The organism is Sandaracinomonas limnophila, from assembly GCF_004005965.1.
GTDB classification, from domain to species: domain Bacteria; phylum Bacteroidota; class Bacteroidia; order Cytophagales; family Spirosomataceae; genus Sandaracinomonas; species Sandaracinomonas limnophila.
In genome coordinates this window covers 292,684-312,165 of the sequence record NZ_SACY01000004.1, presented here as the reverse complement: position 1 = coordinate 312,165, position 19,482 = coordinate 292,684, and the positions used below count along the sequence as shown (strand labels likewise).

The window sequence follows — 19,482 nt, the reverse complement described above, 5'->3', positions numbered from 1 at the left end:
CAGCTACCACGTCGTTCGTTGCTAGGCTTCCTGCAATTGGCTTGTTGATTAAGCCATTGTTGAAGTCTGGTGCAATCACCGTTGGTGCTGGTTCAACTACAATATGTAAGGTAGCTGTTGAGCAGTTTTGTGGAGTTGCATTGTCACAAACTGTGTAAGGAATATTTACTGTTCCTGTGAAGTTTGGATTTGGTACAAATGTGTAGCTTCCATCAGGGTTAAAGGTAATCGTACCCGTCGATGCTGGAATGCTGCCATTCGATGTCACCGTCAATACTGCGTTTGGATTCGTTGATCCATCGTTCGTTAACACATTACCACTTACAAACGAATTACTTGTAGTAGTTTTTGCGTCGTCTGATGCCGTAGTAGTTGCTGGTGTATTCGCTGGCTCTACTGTATAAGTGACAGTTGCAGTTTTACAAACTTGTGGGCTAACACTGTTGTCACAAACTTGGTAAGTCAACACATCCGTTCCTGTGAAACCTGCCGCTGGAGTGTAAGTCAATGTTCCGTCTGGATTCACCGTTACTGTTCCATGTGCTGGTTGTGTCACAATCGTTGGATTAGTCAAGCTACAGTTTGGATTCTCACAAACGTCATTGGCTAATACGTTCGTAGTTACCGAACTGCCCGACTTCACTGTTGCGATGTCTGGATTCACTGCTGGTGCAACGTTAGCTGCCAATGGATCCACGACAGTGAAGGTCACTGGAGATAATGGACAGTTAGTTGTCTGACCCGCAGGACAAACTGGTACATTGTACGTGTAAACTCCTGGCTGCGTAGCTGTGAAGCTGTAGCTTCCATCTGGATTCACCGTGAAGGTTGCTCCAGTTGGGTTGCTGCTTGCTGGTACTGGTGTGCCATACGTTCCACCTCCTGCTATCACGTCATTGGTTGAAAGGCTTCCTGCAATTGGTGAGTTCACCAATCCATTGTTGAAATCTGGCTCAATCACCGGCGCTGCTGGCTCTACCACTACGTGCAATGTTGCCGTTGCACAGTTTTGTGGTGTAGCGTTGTCGCAAACTGTATATGGAATGTCAAGCGTTCCGGTAAAGCCTGCTGCTGGTGTATACGTGTAGCTTCCATCTGCATTCATTACAATTGTTCCTTTTCCAGGAATTGTAGTGTTTTGTGGAGTTACTGTTAACACTGCATTCGGATCTGTAGAAGCGTCATTGCGCAATACGTTTCCTGTTACAGGGTAGTCACCTACTGTTCTTACTGCATCGTCTGATGCCGTAGTAGTTGCTGGTGCATTCGCTGGCTCTACTGTATAAGTTACAGTTGCTGTTTTACAAACCGCTGGATTTACTGAGTTATCACAAACTTGGTATGTCAATACATCTGTTCCTGTGAAACCTGCTGCTGGCGTGTACGTCAATGTTCCATCTGGATTCACCGTTACTGTTCCGTGTGCTGGTTGTGTCACAATCGTTGGATTGGTCAAGCTGCAGTTTGGATTCTCACAAACATCGTTAGCTAATACGTTCGTAGTTACCGAGCTGCCCGACTTCACTGTTGCGATGTCTGGATTCACTGCTGGTGCAACGTTCGCTGCCAATGGATCCACGACAGTGAAGGTCACTGGAGACAATGGACAGTTCGTTGTCTGACCTGCAGGACAAACTGGTACATTGTACGTGTAAACTCCTGGCTGCGTAGCTGTGAAGCTGTACGTTCCGTCTGGATTCACCGTGAAGGTTGCTCCTGTTGGATTACCTGCTACAGCTACTGGAGTTCCGTATGTTCCTCCGCCATTGATTACATCGTTGGTTGCAAGGCTTCCTGCTATTGGTTTATTAATTAGACCATTGTTGAAGTCTGGCTCAATTACTGGTGCTGCTGGCTCTACCACTACGTGCAATGTTGCCGTTGCACAGTTTTGTGGTGTTGCGTTATCGCAAACTGTATATGGAATGTCAAGCGTTCCGGTAAAGCCTGCTGCTGGTGTAAACGTGTAGCTTCCATCTGCATTCATTACAATTGTTCCTTTTCCAGGTATTGTAGTGTTTTGTGGAGTTACTGTTAACACTGCATTCGGATCTGTAGAAGCGTCATTGCGCAATACGTTTCCTGTTACAGGGTAGTCACCTACTGTTCTTACTGCATCGTCTGATGCCGTAGTAGTTGCTGGTGCATTCGCTGGCTCTACTGTATAAGTTACAGTTGCTGTTTTACAAACCGCTGGATTTACTGAGTTATCACAAACTTGGTAGGTCAATACATCTGTTCCTGTGAAACCTGCTGCTGGCGTGTAAGTCAATGTTCCATCTGGATTCACTGTTACCGTTCCATGTGCAGGCTGCGTCACAATCGTTGGAGTACCTAATGTACAATTTGGATTCTCACAAACATCGTTTGCTAATACGTTCGTAGTTACCGAGCTGCCCGACTTCACTGTTGCGATGTCTGGATTCACTGCTGGTGCAACGTTCGCTGCCAATGGATCCACTACCGTGAAGGTCACTGGAGACAATGGACAGTTCGTTGTCTGACCTGCAGGACAAACTGGTACATTGTACGTGTAAACTCCTGGCTGCGTAGCTGTGAAGCTGTAGCTTCCATCTGGATTCACCGTGAAGGTCGCTCCTGTTGGATTACCTGCTACTGCTACTGGTGTTCCGTATGTTCCGCCACCATTGATTACATCGTTGGTTGCAAGACTTCCTGCAATTGGCTTATTGATTAGACCATTGTTGAAGTCTGGCTCAATCACTGGTGCTATAGACACTACTGCAAGGACAGTTGCCGGAGAAGTACATCCGTTGGCAGCCACGGCTTTCACCGTAATGTTGCCATCTGCTGCTCCTACTGTTGCTGCAATTGATGCAGTAACAGATGTGCCTGTCCATCCGTTTGGAAGTGTCCACACATAGTATGATGCATTTGTTACTGGTGCAACTGCATACGATGTTGTTACTCCTAAGGTTGGGCTAGTGCTTCCAGTGATACTTGCTGGGGCTGCAGGTGCATTTGGCACTGCTGCAATTACCGAGCTTGTAGCTGGACTCACACAACCGGTAGCGTTCTTCACATATACATTGTAGGTATTTGGAGCTAATCCCGTAAATATACCTGTTGTATTCGTAAAGTCAGTTCCGTCGATGCTATAGCTGAAACCTGCTCCACCTGGATTCGCAACAGTTAATGTTCCTGTTGTAACAGTACAAGTTGGATCCGTTACCGTTACTGCCGCTGCGGTTGGCAAGGCATTTACGGTAATAGTTTGCGGTGCAGAGTTTACTTTACAACCGTTCGCATCTACTACTTTCACGCTATAATCTCCTGCAACATTAATGGTTAAGCTAGTGCCTGTATTTCCACTCATTAAGGTTGAACCTGTCAACCATTGGTAGGTAAAGCTCGCTTGTCCGCTTGCTGTTGCTGTTGCTGTAATCGTTGTTCCTGCACAAACTGTTGAGCCTGGAGCTAAAGTTAAGGTTGCAGTTGGCAAGGCATTTACTGTTACCGTTGTAGGACAAGAAGTAAGTACCGCCCCGTCTGTAACAACCACTCGGTAGTCTCCACTTGCACTTGCATTATAGTTTGCACTTATTGCTGCTGCAATGTTGTTCCAAGTTGTTCCGCCATCAGTGCTTTTTTGCCACTGATACGTTGCTGCATTGCTGTATTGCGTTGCATCTACACTCAATGCTACTGAATTACCTGAACAAACTGTTGGAGTTACCGCTGTAGTTACCGTTGGAGAAGCAATGATCTTCGTTGCATCTGAAAGCGTTGTACATGCATTCGTGATTACTTTCACTGCATATAAACCGGCTGCTGTTGCTGGATAAGATGCACTTGTTGCACCTGCAATATCCACGCCGTCTTGCGTCCACTGGTAGCTTGCGCCACTTGCATTAGTCGATACCGTTAAGGTAATCGGTGTTCCATTACAAGATCCGTTCATGGCCAATACCGTTCCTTGTGCGATTGTCGCAGTTGGTGATGTTTGAACCGTGTTGGTTAAGACGTTACTTGCTAAGCTTTCACAACCTGCTGCGTTCTTCACTTTTAAGCTGTACGTGCCACCTACATACGTAGTATATGATTGGCTCGTTGCACCTACAATCGCTCCGTTGGCATCATACCATTGGTAAGATGTTGCTGTTGCTGCAGTTGTTAAGGTTGTTGCTGTGCCTTCACAAACAGTACCCGATGTATTCATCGTGATGACTGCTGCCGATGGAGTAGCTGGTTGTGCGTAGATGACCGCCGTTGCCGCTGGTCCCACACAACCCACTGTATTTTTAATGGTTACATTGTACGTTCCTGCAGCTACGCCAGTGAAAATATTGCTCGATTGATAGTTGATGCCATCAATGCTATAGGTATCTCCTGTGTTGCCTGTAGCAGTTACCGTAATTGTTCCCGTTGCCACTGTACAAGTAGGTTGTACGAGTGTCGTGGCAGCCATAGCTGGTGCAGCATTTACAGTTACCGTGATTTTCGCACGGTCTGATTCTACTCCGTTTACTGTTTGCGTTACGAAGAAGTCAAATGTTCCGGCTGCTGCTGTGAATGGCGTTGGAGCTGTTGCAGATCCTGTTCCGCCTGTGGCAGCAGTGTACCATTTCAAAGTACCTCCAGTGCTTGGCGTTGCCGTTAAGGCTGTTGCTGTTGCATTTTGACAATACGCTATATCAGCAACTGTTGGTTTCGCTGGCTTGATAATTACCGTATCTACTACACATGGCGTGCTCTCCAAGAATGGCGCTGTCGTCATTTTGTATTTGATACAATATACATACACACCTGGTGCGGTTGGAAGCGCTGGTGCTACGTTAGAGCAGTTTGCTCCCGCGGCATCACAGTAAATCGTCTCCTGACCCGTTGGTGCTGCAGGAACTGTTGGTGCTATCGTTGTAGGATTAACCGTTGCACCTGCTGTATACGTACCATCTATTGGCGCTGGTGGCGCTGGCAAGATCGTGATGGTTTCTGTAACACATGAACTTTCTAAACCTGTTGTTAAATCTTTGTATTTCACACAGAAGGTAAACACTCCTGGAGCCGTTGGCATCGCTGGAGGCGTTGTAGAGCAATTCGCTCCCGTTGCATCACAATATACCGTTTCTTGACCTGCTGGCGCTGCTGGAACTGTTCCGACAATCGATGTTGGGTTCGTAGAAACTCCAGCAGTATATGTTGCTCCTGTTGGCACTGGTGGTGCTGGTGGTACTACTCCAGCAACACAACCTGTTGGAAATACTCCGGCAACTAATCTACACAAATCAACTGCATCTAAAATACCATCTCCATCCGAATCGGTATCCTTATAGTTTGGTTTACCATCACCATCTGTATCCACTACACCTTCTACACCATTGGTGATGCCATCGCTATCGCAATCTGCATTACTCCAAGCAGTTGAAGGAGTACCGGTTTGACTGGTTGGATTAAACGAACATGGATCTGTTGGTGATGTACCATCTAAAATTTCCTGGAAGTCCATCACGCCATCACCATCACTATCCACTGGGGTTACTGATATCGATAACGTACCGGTTGAGGTTGTTGTACCATCACTAACGGTGTACGTTGCCACCGGTACTGGTCCGGAATAGTTTGTAGCCGGAACAAATGTATACGTACCATCTGCATTGATCGTCAGCGTACCCACATTCGGGATCGTAGCGGTTTGACCCGCAGTGAATGTACCCGTAACACCTGCAATGGTGAATTGAGTGACCGTTAACGTGCTTCCTTCAACATCGGTATCATTCGCCAAAACGGTACCCGTTGCCGTTGTGTTTTGAGGAGTAGCCGCTGTTTCATTGTTCACCACAGGTGCATCATTGATCGCGATGATCGCAAGGGATAATGATCCATTGGTTGTAGTTGTTCCATCGGTAACAGTATATCCAATTACCGGAACCGCTCCATAATAATTAGCGGCAGGAGTGAATGTGAATGATCCATTTGCATTTACCACGATCGTTCCTACGCCTTCAATCGTTGCAGTTTGACCCGCTGTATAGGTTTGTCCGCCAACCGTAAACTGCGTTACCGTTAAGGCATCGTTTTCCGGATCTGTATCGTTTGTGAGAATATTGTCTGTTATAGGGGTATCTTCATTTGTAACGAGTAGTTCACTCTTTACTACCGGAGCATCGTTCACCGGTGCCACCGTGATCTTCAGATCACCTGTATCGGTTCCGCCATTACCATCTGAAATCGCATACGAGATCGTTGGTACGGTTCCGGAATACCCTGCATCCGGAGTGAATGAATAACTACCATCTGCTTTCACCACCAGGGTTCCCACATTTGGTATGGTTACAATAGATCCTGCAGGATACGTAACGCCATTAACCGTAAAGCTGGTTACGCTTAAGGTATTGCCGTCTGCATCGGTATCATTGCTCAGTAGATTTCCGGTAGCAACTGTTCCTTCCGGAGAAGTTACCACATCATCTACTGCAACCGGTGCATCGTTCACCGGAGAAACGCTGATGTTCAACTTCGCTGTTTCCTGACCACCATTTGCATCTTTTGCTGTGTAGGTGATCTGCGGAACCGGTCCGTTGTAATTCGCTACCGGAGTGAAGGTGTATGAACCATCTGCGTTGATCACCAACGTACCTACATTCGGTATGGTAGCGGTTTCACCAGGCAAGAATGTTCCGGTAACCCCTACAATAGAGAATCCGGATACCGTGATCGGCTGACCTTCTGGATCACTATCATTAGACAACACATTCCCTGTAATAGGCGTGTCTTCCGGTGTTACTTTATTATCATCATTTACGGCAATTGGAGAATCATTCACCGGAGTAACGGTAATGCCCAATGTACCCGTTGCCACACCACCATCATCATCTGTAACCGTATAGGTTATATCAGGAACGGTTCCGTTCCAGTTGCTGTTTGGCGTGAAGGTATACGTACCATCTGCATTCACAATGATCGTTCCTACACCCGGGATGGTCGATAAGGTTCCTGCCGGGTATGTATAAACAGTCCCTGCTATGGTAAATGAAATTTGTGTTACAGTCAGCGTAGTATTCGCATCTATATCTGAATCGTTTAAAAGTACATTTCCTTCAGCCGGATTGTCTTCATCAACGGTCTTCGTATCATTTGCTGCAACCGGAACGGCATTAACAGGTGCCACATAAATATCCAGTTCACCCGTATCTGTTCCACCATTTCCATCACTAACTGTATAGGTTATTATTGGTACATCACCGGTAAATCCTGCATCCGGTACAAATGTAAAGGTACCATTTGCATTTACGGTGATCGTTCCTTTACCAGGGATGGTAGCGGTTTGACCAGCCGTGAATGTACCCGTTACACCTGCTACGGTGAATTGAGTAACCGTAAGTGTATTTCCTTCCAGATCTGTATCGTTCGACAATACATTACCGGTTGCGTTTGTACCAGCGTTGGTGGTCACAATATCATCTGAAGCCAATGGAGCATCATTGCCAGCCGCTACCGTGATATCGATCAATCCTGTATCCGTTCCACCTTTACCATCGCTGATCGCATAGGTGATATCTGGCACTTCGCCCACATAGTTCAATGCAGGGGTAAATGTATAGGTTCCATCAGCATTCACTACAATAGTACCCACGCCTGGAATGTTTGCGGTAGTACCCGCATTGTAGGTTACACCATTAATGGTGAATGACGTTACCGATAAGGTATTTCCATCGGCATCTGTATCGTTCGTTAAAACACTTCCCGAGATAGGCGTATCTTCTGTGGCGGCCACTACATCATCTGTAGCTACCGGCACATCATTTACGGCTGTCATCGTAATGTTCAAGGCCGCTGTAGAGGTTCCACCATTTGCATCCGTAGCCGTATAGGTGATCGCCGGAACAGCACCTGTATAATTCGCTGCAGGCGTGAACGTATAGGTTCCGTTTGCATTGATCACAATGGTACCAACATTCGGGATCGTAGCGGTTTGACCAGCCGTGAACGTACCTGTTACACCGGCAATGGTAAAGCTATTCACCGTTAAGGCAGAAGCTGGCGTTCCAGAACCCGCATCATTGGTCAAGACATTACCGGTTAGTGGTGTGTCTTCTGTAGCTGTAACATTATCCTCGATCAGCTTAGGTGTATTACCCAAGATCAAACGTGCAACCGAACTGGCAAGATCGCCACAAACAAAATTTGATTGTTTGATCTGTAAGCGGTAACGATATTCATTCATCGAACTCGTTACACCCGTAAGCGTTAAGGTAGCTGTAGTAGCCCCTGCATAGATACCACCATTGGTAATATTGGTCCAGGTAGCACCACCATCTTTACTTTCCTGCCACTGGTAAGTTGTAGTACCAGACCCAGCCGTAATTGTTGCAGAGAACGTAGCGGTAGTACCTGTTACTTGTTGATCAGCAGGCTGAGTAGTGATCACACTAGCTTTACCTGCCGTAGTAGTATTGGCAGCTGTTCCAGTGTAAGTCGCAGTAGTGACTTTACCCGTAGCATCAACCGTTGGCGGATTTCCGTTACCATAGTATTGGTTACCATCTGTTCCTTCGGCAGTTGTTACACCATAATATTCATTCGCATCACTACAACCATCACCATCTGAATCCAGATCTAAACGGTTTGGAATTCCATCACCATCAAGATCATTGTTACAAGATTGTAGTCTGTCTACTTTAATAAAGTTGGTATTGAAGTCATTATTACCTGCATCATGATCATGTTCAAATACAAATTTGAATTCAGGATCTACTACATCATTTAATATTTTGAAATTAAATACCTGTGTGCTACCATGCGTACCCGTCATTTCAGCGGCACTAATAGAGAATTTCAAGACATTGTTGATATAGAATCTTACAAAGTCCGTAGAATTATTACCTAACTTTCCAATATCCAATGTAACATCCAAATATTCACCTGGTAATGCAGTAATATTTCGTTTTAATGAAGCATTAAAATCCCAATCATCTGTTAGGTAATATCCTATTGTAGATTGACCTGCTGCAGTTGGATTTGCACCTGCAATGGTCCAACCGCTATACCCCAATCTAAAATTGTGATCAATAGATGAAATTCTAGGTGGAACACAATCTTCTACTGTATCCAACAATCCATCATTATCATCATCTACATCCAATACATCCGGTACACCATCCGTATCAGAATCTAAACAATAGTTAAGTGATTTTACTAAGGCATAATCTGTATACTTAGATGTATAATTAATGGTACCAGCTGTAGTTCCCTCGTAATTATCCAACAAACCATTTGAGTTAGCATCTGTACCGGTTGTATAAACCGTTGTACTAGTTGCTGTAGTTGAGCTTCCAGCTTCTTTCGCATCCGCACAACCATCGCCATCTGAATCCAGATCCAAACGGTTTGGAGTACCATCTCCGTCTGTATCTAAATCAACAGGTGCACAAATAACTTTGAATTCACCAATCGTCAAGTTATATTGAGATCGAATTGATCCTGCAGCTATTGTTTCAGTTCCTACCTGAATACTGTTATTATCATTTACATCATACCAACCCGTTAATACTTGTAACCTGATCTTACTTGGATTAACAAAGGTTTTATTTAAATAAAATACCTGAGCACCTGTATTAGATCCAGCTCCAATGGGTTGTTTGGTTGTGAACGTTTCAGAAGTATAGGTTACTACTCCATTGTAAATCACCTCTACTTTGAAGTCTTTAAGGGGACCATCTCCTCCACCATAATTAAATACATCTGAAGCCCATAGCACTACACCTCCCACCGTTGTATTGGCAGGCAATGTATATTCTAAGGTTGCAGATGTATTGGGTTCTGCTCTAAAATAAGTATCCGACAACGTATTTGGAACTGCTGTTACAGCCGACAAACCTGTTCCAATTAATCCGGAATTATTAATGGTATTTTCGGCTACACCACCACAACAAGACGCACTAGCCGTAACGGCAGTAGGTGTAGTGAGCGTAGAACAAGCAGACATTTCATCCATGTCTAAAATACCATCATTGTCATCATCTAAATCTTTTAGATCTAACACTCCGTCACCATCTGTATCCAAACAAGCCTTTATAGCATTTACAAGTGCATAATCTGTGTAGGTTGATGCATAGTTGTATGCTCCACCTAGGGTTGATGATTCATAATTATCATTCAAACCGTTGTTATTGGCATCTGTTCCAGTAGGATAAACCGTGATACTTTTTGCTGTTGATGAAGCATTCGCTTCAACCGCATCTGCACAACCATCACCATCAGAATCCAAGTCTAAACGGTTAGGAATTCCATCTCCATCTTTATCAACATCCGTACATGTTCTTTGAGTGAAATAGGCTTCATTTGCCCATTGGCCAGCAGTACCTTTTGCATTGACACCAAATATTCTGTATTTAGAGTAGGCGCTAAAATTATGCACCATATCAAACTTGATAGAGTTGTTAGATGCATTAATCGAAGCTGTATTGGCAATTACTTGAGTTATTCCAATATCACCCCATTGAGTACCATCCCATCCTTGCATTTTGAACGTACCATCAACATTTAAGAAACTTTGTGATGGATAGTTTCCTATTTCAATTTGAGATAAAATGGTTGCTTTTGGAAGCGTAAACTCTAATATGGATGCGTTCGTAAATGTTGCCCCTGTGTTAGCGGCATATGTAGTTCCATCTACCCCATCTACTAAACCATTTAGGTTTGTCAAACCGGTTCCATACGTCCATGTTGCTGGAGAAGAAACAGTAACACCTGTTTTAGACATTAATGATGATACACAAGTTGATTCCTGCGTATCCAACACTCCATCATTGTCATCGTCAATATCAATCACATCACCTATTCCATCACTGTCTGTATCCGCACAGGCATTGAGTGTATTGGCTAATGCATAATTATTATATGTGGATGTATAATTAATAGTACCCGCAGTAGTTCCTTCGTAATTATTCAACAAACCATTGCCGTTGGTATCCGTTCCCGATGGGTAAGCGGTTGTACTAGTAACCGTAGTTGAGCTACCCGCTTCTTTTGCATCCGCACAACCATCGGCGTCTGAATCAAGATCCAAGTAGTTCGGCTTACCATCACTATCTGTATCTAATAAAGTACATTCTTGCAAAGGCTTGCCATTCTGCGTCATTTTAGCACCTTTCCAATACTGGCTTCCGCTTAAGAATACTCGAGAGTCATGACCAAAAGTGATCATGGTAGAAGTACTTGTGGCAACAAATGTAAGTGTACGAACACCGATGCCATTTAGATAAGTGCTACCTAAAAGAGATCCTGTTGCATTGTCAACTGCTTTCAAATATGGTTTAGAACCATTATCCGCATCAATGAATGTATTCTTTAATGTTACTTCGAAGGTATAGGTCATACCCGGAACGGTAACATAGTTTTTATAAATTTTACCGAAGATTGGATTCGTATTTGATCCTTGTAAGTCAAAATATGGTTCTGGAGCAGATGGATTTGTATAATCCAAGCCCATGTAATCAAAATCCGATTGGCTTACACCAGTTGCCGACAAATCAAAATCATAGGCTTTCCATCCTGAACAGTGTGTAAATATTCCATATTCACCTGCACCTAACTGAGCCGGAGTACACGTTCCATTTTCATTCACTGGTACTGGATTACAGCTTAATTCATCTGAATCCAAGATACCATCATTGTCATTGTCAATATCGACAATATTAGACACACCATCTCCATCTGTATCCAAACAGAAATTAATAACAGACGATGTGGCATAATAACTATACGTGGATGTATAATTCACTGTACCCGCAACACTGCTACTTTCATAATTATCCAACAATCCATTGGTGTTGGCATCTGTTCCAGTTGGATAATTTGTAATGTCTGTTGCTGTTGTTGAACTTCTTGCTTCAATCGCATCTGCACAACCATCACCATCTGAATCTACATCCAAATGATTTAACACACCATCCCCATCGGTATCAACAATACAAGATAGCAATGGATAAGAAGAAGCGTTGAATGCTGGACCGGCCAGGAATTTCATTTCCGTTACGCCACCATAGTAAGACGTACCTGCAACACCCACTAAACGATAATAAGTATAAGCATTATTAGGTTTAAGTGTATTGTTCACTACTAATATGCCTGAAGAGTTTGTAGACGCTAATGGAGCTGAAAGGTCTTCCCATATAGTGCCATCTGCAGAACCCTGTAATTTAAAGGTATTGGTAGCAGCCGTAGACAATGCCCAGGTAGAAAGATTTAAACTTACACCTGAGATATTAATTGAACTTGCAGCTGTCCATTTGAATAAATCAACTCCCACCCAATTTAATTCACCATTGAAAGCAGAACGAGTTGTTTCATTATTGTCAATGGAGTTTTCAATGTAATTGGTTGAATAAATAGCCAAGCCTGTAGAAACGGCAACTGGTTTTTCAAAATTTGCAAAAGTTTTGTAACAAGAAGGAGATTCCTCAGCGTCTAATACGCCATCGTTATCATCATCCAGATCTTTTACATCATTTACACCGTCTTTATCTACATCTGAACAAGCATTAATTAATTTGCTTAATGCATAATTTGAATAAGTAGATACATAATTATAAGAACCAGCGGTAACACCTTCATAAGTATTCAACAATCCATTTCCATTCGCATCCGTACCCGTTGGGTAAACAGTAGAGCTGGTAGATGTAGTAGAACCACCGGCCTCAATGGCATCGGTACAACCATCACCGTCTGAGTCTAGGTCTAAATGGTTAGGAGTACCATCATTGTCTGTATCTAATGTTGTACAAGGTGCATAGGCTGCACCATTTGATGTAAACCCTGCCTCACTCCAGAATTGATTGTTAGCATCATACACTCCCACATCATGTCCCAATGTGATTGCAGTAGATGTACCCATTGCCACAAAAGTGACAGAACGTATACCTGTACCATTCAAATAGGTTGTACCAATTACAGCACCATCGGCATTGTTAACCGCTTTTAAATAAGGCTTGCTTGTCCCTACATCTAAAAATGAACTGATTAATCTAACGCTAAATGTATATGTTTGGCCAGGTACTGTTTGATAGGTACGGGAAATTTTACCAAAAAGTGGAGTAGTATACGATCCTTGTAGATCAAACTTAGGTACCCCATTTTCAAGACCCATGTAATCAAAGTCAGCACGAACAACGGCTGCTCCGGGATCCAGATCAACAGATTCCCATCCAGAACAATGTTTGAAAATACCGAAGGTTGCCGTGGTCAGCTCCGTAGAAGTACAAGTAGCTGTTGAATTAAATGGAGTACAAGAATATTCCTGTGTATCCAATACTCCATCATTATCATCATCTATATCCAGTAGATCACCTACTCCGTCTTTGTCTGTATCCTGGCAAAGATTTAATGTGTTATTGTTTGCGTAATAGGTATAATAGGAGGTATAATTTATTGTACCCGCTGTTGTTCCCTCATAATTATTTAATAGTCCATTTGTATTGGCATCAGTACCGGTTGGATAGGCCGTTATACTTGTAGCGGTAGATGAACTACCCGCTTCTTTTGCATCCGAACAACCATCACCATCTGAATCGAGGTCTAAATGATTTAGAATTCCATCCCCATCAGTATCACTTCCACAAGATGATTTAGGGAAATAAGAAGGATTATAATCTGTAGGAAGATTAAAGGTTATCTCCGTAACTCCTCCATAATAAGAGGTACCCTCCGTACCGATCAATCTATAATAATTATAGGCATTATTAGGCTGTAAAGTATTGCTAACAACGAATGTACCTGTATTTGAAGTGGAAGCAACAGGGGCTGATAGATCCGTCCAGACGCTATTGTCTGCTGAACCTTGTAATTTAAAGGTATTTGTTGTTGCAGACGAAAGCGCCCAGTTAACCAGATTTAAAGTAACTCCTGTAATCTTAGTGGCAGAGCCCGCCGTTAATTTAAATAAGTCGACACCCACCCAATTGATAGAAGGTGAGAATGCTGAAGAAGTTGTGGTATTTTTATCTATTGCATTCGTAATAACATTGGTGGTATAGATTGGCAGTGCTGTGGATATTGCCACTGGTACTTGCATTTCTTCTGCCGTAAAATAACAATTAGGAGACTCCGTTGCATCTAGTACACCATCATTGTCATCATCCAGATCTTTTAAGTCTTTGATTCCATCTCCATCTGTATCCAAACAAACTGCCAGGCTTTTACTTGTAGCATAAGGATAATACGTTGATGAATAGTTTACCACTCCACTCTCCGTGGCTGTTTCTAAGCTATTATTCAAACCATTAGCACCTACTGTGCCGGTAAACTTGAAATCGGCAGCGTCATTGGTGGTGGCACCTGCTTCCAATGCATCACTACATCCATCACCATCAGAATCTAAATCTAAATGGTTGATTTTCCCATCACCATCTGTATCTGAATTACATTCTGCTTTTGGATATTCAGATGCATTAAAGTTTGTTGGTAAAATAAATTTAATTTCAGTTACTCCACCATAGTAGGATGTACCCGCAACCCCTACCAATCGGTAGAAGCCATACGCCGTATTTGGCTGTAAGGTATTATTAACTACAAATGTTCCTGTAGTGTTCACTGAAGATACTACTGCAGATAGATCTGTCCAAGTTGTACCATTTGTAGAACCTTGTAATTTAAAGGTATTGGTAGCACCATTTGATAATGCCCAGGTAGTTAAATCCAAAGATACACCTGTAATTCTAGTGGCAGCTGCAGCGGTTAAACTGAATATGTTTTTACCCACCCAATCCAACGATCCATTGAAAGCTGAATAAGTAGCTGTGTTATTATCAATAGCATTGGAAATAACATTGGTAGAATAAATTGCCAAGTCAGTACTTACTGAAGTAGGACGTACAAAATCTTGTGCTGAATAAAAACATGCTGGCGATTCAATCGCATCTAGGATACCATCATTATCATCATCAATATCTACTAAGTCTTTAATTCCGTCTCCATCCGTATCCAGACAAATCGCTAAATGCTTACTTGTAGCATACGTATTATAGGTACTGGTATATTTCGTAATTCCATTATCAACTACTGTTTCTAAGGTATTATCATAGCCATTGGTACCCATGGTTCCAGTGAACTTATAATTAGCAGTTGTATTGGTAGTGGCACCTGCTTCCAATGCATCACTACATCCATCACCATCCGAATCCAATTCTAAGCGGTTCGCGATTCCGTCGCCATCCGAATCTAAATCTGTACAAACCAATTGTTGGAAATAAAGTTCTTGCGCCCAATTTGCTTGGTTACTCATTGAAATGCCATAAATCCGATACCTGGTATAGGCAGTTTGATTATTCGGCATGCTAAATTTGATCGAATTATTGGAAGCGTATTTAGGAGCTGTGTTGGCTACCACTTGTGACGCTACAATATCAACCCAGGCTGTACCATTCCAACCTTGTATCTTATAAGTACCTCCTTCAACAAATGGTGTTTGTCCAGGATAGTTACCTAATTCAATTAATGTTAAAACCTTAGCCTCAGGCAAATCAACCTGCAAAGCAGTTTGACCAGAAAGTGATGCATTAGGATAAGCCTGATAATTAGTACCATCTATTCCATCCACTAATGCATTCAGACTTGTTACTCCATTGAATACCCATGTTACGGATGAACTAACATTGATCCCTGTTTTGCTCATTACTGAATTAGAACAAGTAAGCTCTGCAGTATCCAGAACACCGTCGTTGTCGTCATCTATATCAACGATATCTTTAATGGTATCATTATCTGTATCAGCACAAACAGAATAATTTCGGTTTAAGGCAGCTGATTTGTAGGTGCTTGTATATTTTACAACGCCACTCTCCGTTGCTGTTTCTAGGCTGTCATCCAAACCATTAGCACCTACTGCACCAGAGAATTGGTAATTAAGCGTAGGAGATACCGTTGCTCCTGATTCTAGCGCATCACTACAACCGTCTCCATCAGAATCAAGATCTAAGCGATTAATCACACCATCATTATCGGTATCCAGCTCTGTACAAACCAATTGTTGAAAATAAAGTTCTTGCGCCCAATTTCCTTGGTTACTCATGGAAATACCATAAATACGATATTTAGCGTATGCCGTTTTATTATTTGGCATGCTAAATTTGTTTGAATTATTGGTAGCATATATTTTAGCTGAATTCTCGACGGTTTGAGAGGCCACAATATCAACCCATGTTGCACCATCCCATCCTTGTATTTTATACGTACCACCAACAGCAAACGGTGTTTGCCCCGGATAGTTACCTAATTCAATCAATGTTAACACCTTTGCTTCCGGCAAATCAAATTGCAAAGCAGTTTGATTGGAAAGCGATGCATTGGGGTAAGCCTGATACGTAGTACCATCTATTCCATCTAATAACGCGTTCAGACTTGTTACTCCATTGAATACCCATGGTACAGATGAACTAACATTGATACCTGTTTTACTTAAAAGAGAAGTAACACAAGAATACTCTTCGCTATCCAAAACACCATCATTGTCATCATCAAGATCAATCCAGTCTTTAATTCCGTCTGCATCTGTATCCGCACAAACAGAATAATTTTTGTTTAATGCCGCGGAAACATACTTATTACTGTAATTTATGATTCCATTATCAGCTGCTGTTTCCAAATTGTCAGCCAATCCATTGGTTCCAACATTACCTGAAAACTTGAAATCAACACTCGTATCAGTAGTTGAGCCACTTTCCAATGCATCACTGCAACCATCTCCGTCTGAATCCAAATCAATTCGGTTTGGAATTCCATCCTTATCTGTATCCAAATCGGTACAGGTTGCTTTCGGGAAATAAGAAGCCTGGTAAGTAGCATTGTTTACATCAAAATAAAATTCCGATGCAATGCCTGATAAAACATTACCAGCTGTTACACCATAAATTCTGTAATACTTGAATGCACCTGCATTGGTAGTAATACTGAACTTATTGGAGTTCGTCAATGAAACAGATCCGTTTGCGGTTACGTTTGTCGCATCGGTTGGAGCTGTTATCACAGCACTAAGATCTGTCCAAACAGTATTATCATTCGATCCCTGTATTTTAATAGTAGCTGCCGCATCGAACAATTGCGTAGCCGATGTTTTCTTGATATAGAAAGCATCCAATTGTATGGGCTTTGAAAAAGTTAATTTGAATAACTCTTTATTCAGCTGCGACTGAGCTGTTGAGGTTACAAATTGAATAGCACCTATTGTATTAACATTATCGGTCAATGCAGAAAAATTCACATTTGGCGATAAGGTATTTAATTCAGAGCTTATGCTAACAAAAGCTGATTTATTTAAGGTATTCCATTCTGAGGCGGTATAAAAACAACTTGGTGTTTCCACAGCATCGGTAACACCATCATTGTCATCATCAATATCGTACTTGTCTAAAATACCATCATTATCTGAATCACCACAGTTTACAACGGGAAGTTTGATTGTAGTAGTAACCGTATTATTACAAACAGCAGAAGCATCGTACATTAATACGACTTCTCCTGTACCGGTGAATGTTACTTGATTGCCACTAACGGTTGCCGGTCCAGAAACAACTTTATATTCACCACCAGCAGGATAGCCTTCTAACGTAACTGGCACATTGGAACAATATGCAGTACCTCCTTCAGCATTCATCGGTGTTGTTGCTTTAAAATCAATAGTTACAGCACCGCAAATAGATATAGCTGAAGTTTTAAACGTGTATTGAGATTCAGTGAGTAAATCGTCAACACCGGAAGCCATACTTCCGTAAGCTTTGTGTCCAACGTAACCAAATTTGCTTTCGCATTCCTTGATGATCATACTGGTATGCCCACCTGTATTTACTGCTAAGATCTTATCTGTGGCAGATACACCTCTTGGTATCATTGGATCAGATACAGATGCTGCTGTAGAAGTTCCTACTCCCAACATGGCACCATCCGTATAACCCCATGCATAAAGCGTACCTGCTTTGGTAATAACATTTAGAGAAGGATATAAAGCATCGTGCTCGTTAACAGATAACCATGCAATATTATCCATAACAGGACCCGTGGCACTGTTATATCTGGGTTGTACCCATGTTAATGAAGATGCGGTAGAGTATATACCTAATTGTCTGTAATAATTTCCACCCATGGAATAGAGAGAACCATCTGTCATTAATACATAATACGTTTTTTGTTCGACTACGCTATTGGTACCACCTGTTATACCAATCATTTTGATGGTCTTGGTCGGATCAGGATGTGCCATTTGTGTGGCATAATTTCTATTGGTAGTAGCGGACCCATTTCCCAGTGAAGTTTTATAGCCCCAGGTCCAAATGGTATTATCGTTTCTTAAGGCTATAACTGCATCATTTTTTATTCTGGCTGCTACAATACCTGTAAGTGGAACTCCTGCTGCAGTTTGTACTCTTGACCAATTGTTTGCATCACCAGCCGTTACAGTGGAAAGACCCCCATTACCCCTCACATTGATAGCGTTTGTAGCAAACGATAAAATCCAAACTTCCCCGGCACATGTAGTAATAGCAAGTCCTTTAGCGGTACCGGTTAACATTTTTACATCAGCCACACCAACCCCGGGAGGTAATCCCAATGCATTGCCATTGGTAGCTGCAATTTTTCCAAATGTAGTATTGCTTTTTACGGTAGTAGAAAATAAAGTACCGCCGGCACCCCATCCATACAAACCGTCTGTTGTAAGTACTGCAAACTGACCACCCGTACCCAAAACGCCAGATGCAAATGATGATGCACTAGCTCCTGTAGCTTTTAAAACCCTGTGGTTTCCCAAAGCAGGGAAATTCGTTGAATTAATTTCTGTCTGAAAACCAAGATTGCCTGCACCGGTATTCGCCGCATTTTCACCCCATACGATGTACTTTCCTGATGAAGTACGAACTATCGTACTGTGGAAAGTAGATAAGAAGTTATCATACTCAATCGTCGCAACATTGTTTGTTGAATTCAAACCATAGTTAGTATAGTCTGTATTGCTACAACCATCGCCTGGTAGAAATCCACAATTCGAATTTGTTTGCGCAGATGCAGTGAAAAGTTGAAGGAAAAATATACAAGCAAGTAATAAAGCTTTGTTTGCCATTTTTCCAAAATGGTTTGATGATGAAGCACTAGCGATAGCGCTTGTGGTTGCAACTTGTTTCATAGACTGATGATATAATTTGTCCAAGGGACATTTTTACGGATACAAAGAAATAATATCACATGCAAGACATCTGTCCAAAAAGTTGCAGAAAACACTTTTTTTACAAATTGCAGAAAAGGTTACGTGAAAAATTGGGTTTGGAGGCGATGGGGGTGGGTGTAAAGATTGGGTTTACATTTTTTTTTACAAATGCCTATACTACAACTTTACCTCTCCCTAGCCCCTTCCGTACGTCGACCTCCCCCTATCCCCCTATGTTCGCCGACCTCCCCCCAACCCCCTCCTTCTAAAGGAGGGGGAGTAATCAAACCTTATGAATCATTTCACATCTTATGAATTTATTACTAGCATCC

Annotated in this window: 1 protein-coding gene; it reads right to left on the bottom strand. The window is 42.4% G+C overall.

Features of this window, described 5'->3' with window-relative positions; genetic code table 11:
• On the bottom strand, positions 1–19,129 hold a 19,129-nt coding region (locus EOJ36_RS10050; protein ID WP_127804952.1), incomplete at its 3' end, for a tandem-95 repeat protein.
• Positions 19,130–19,482 lie beyond the last annotated feature (353 nt).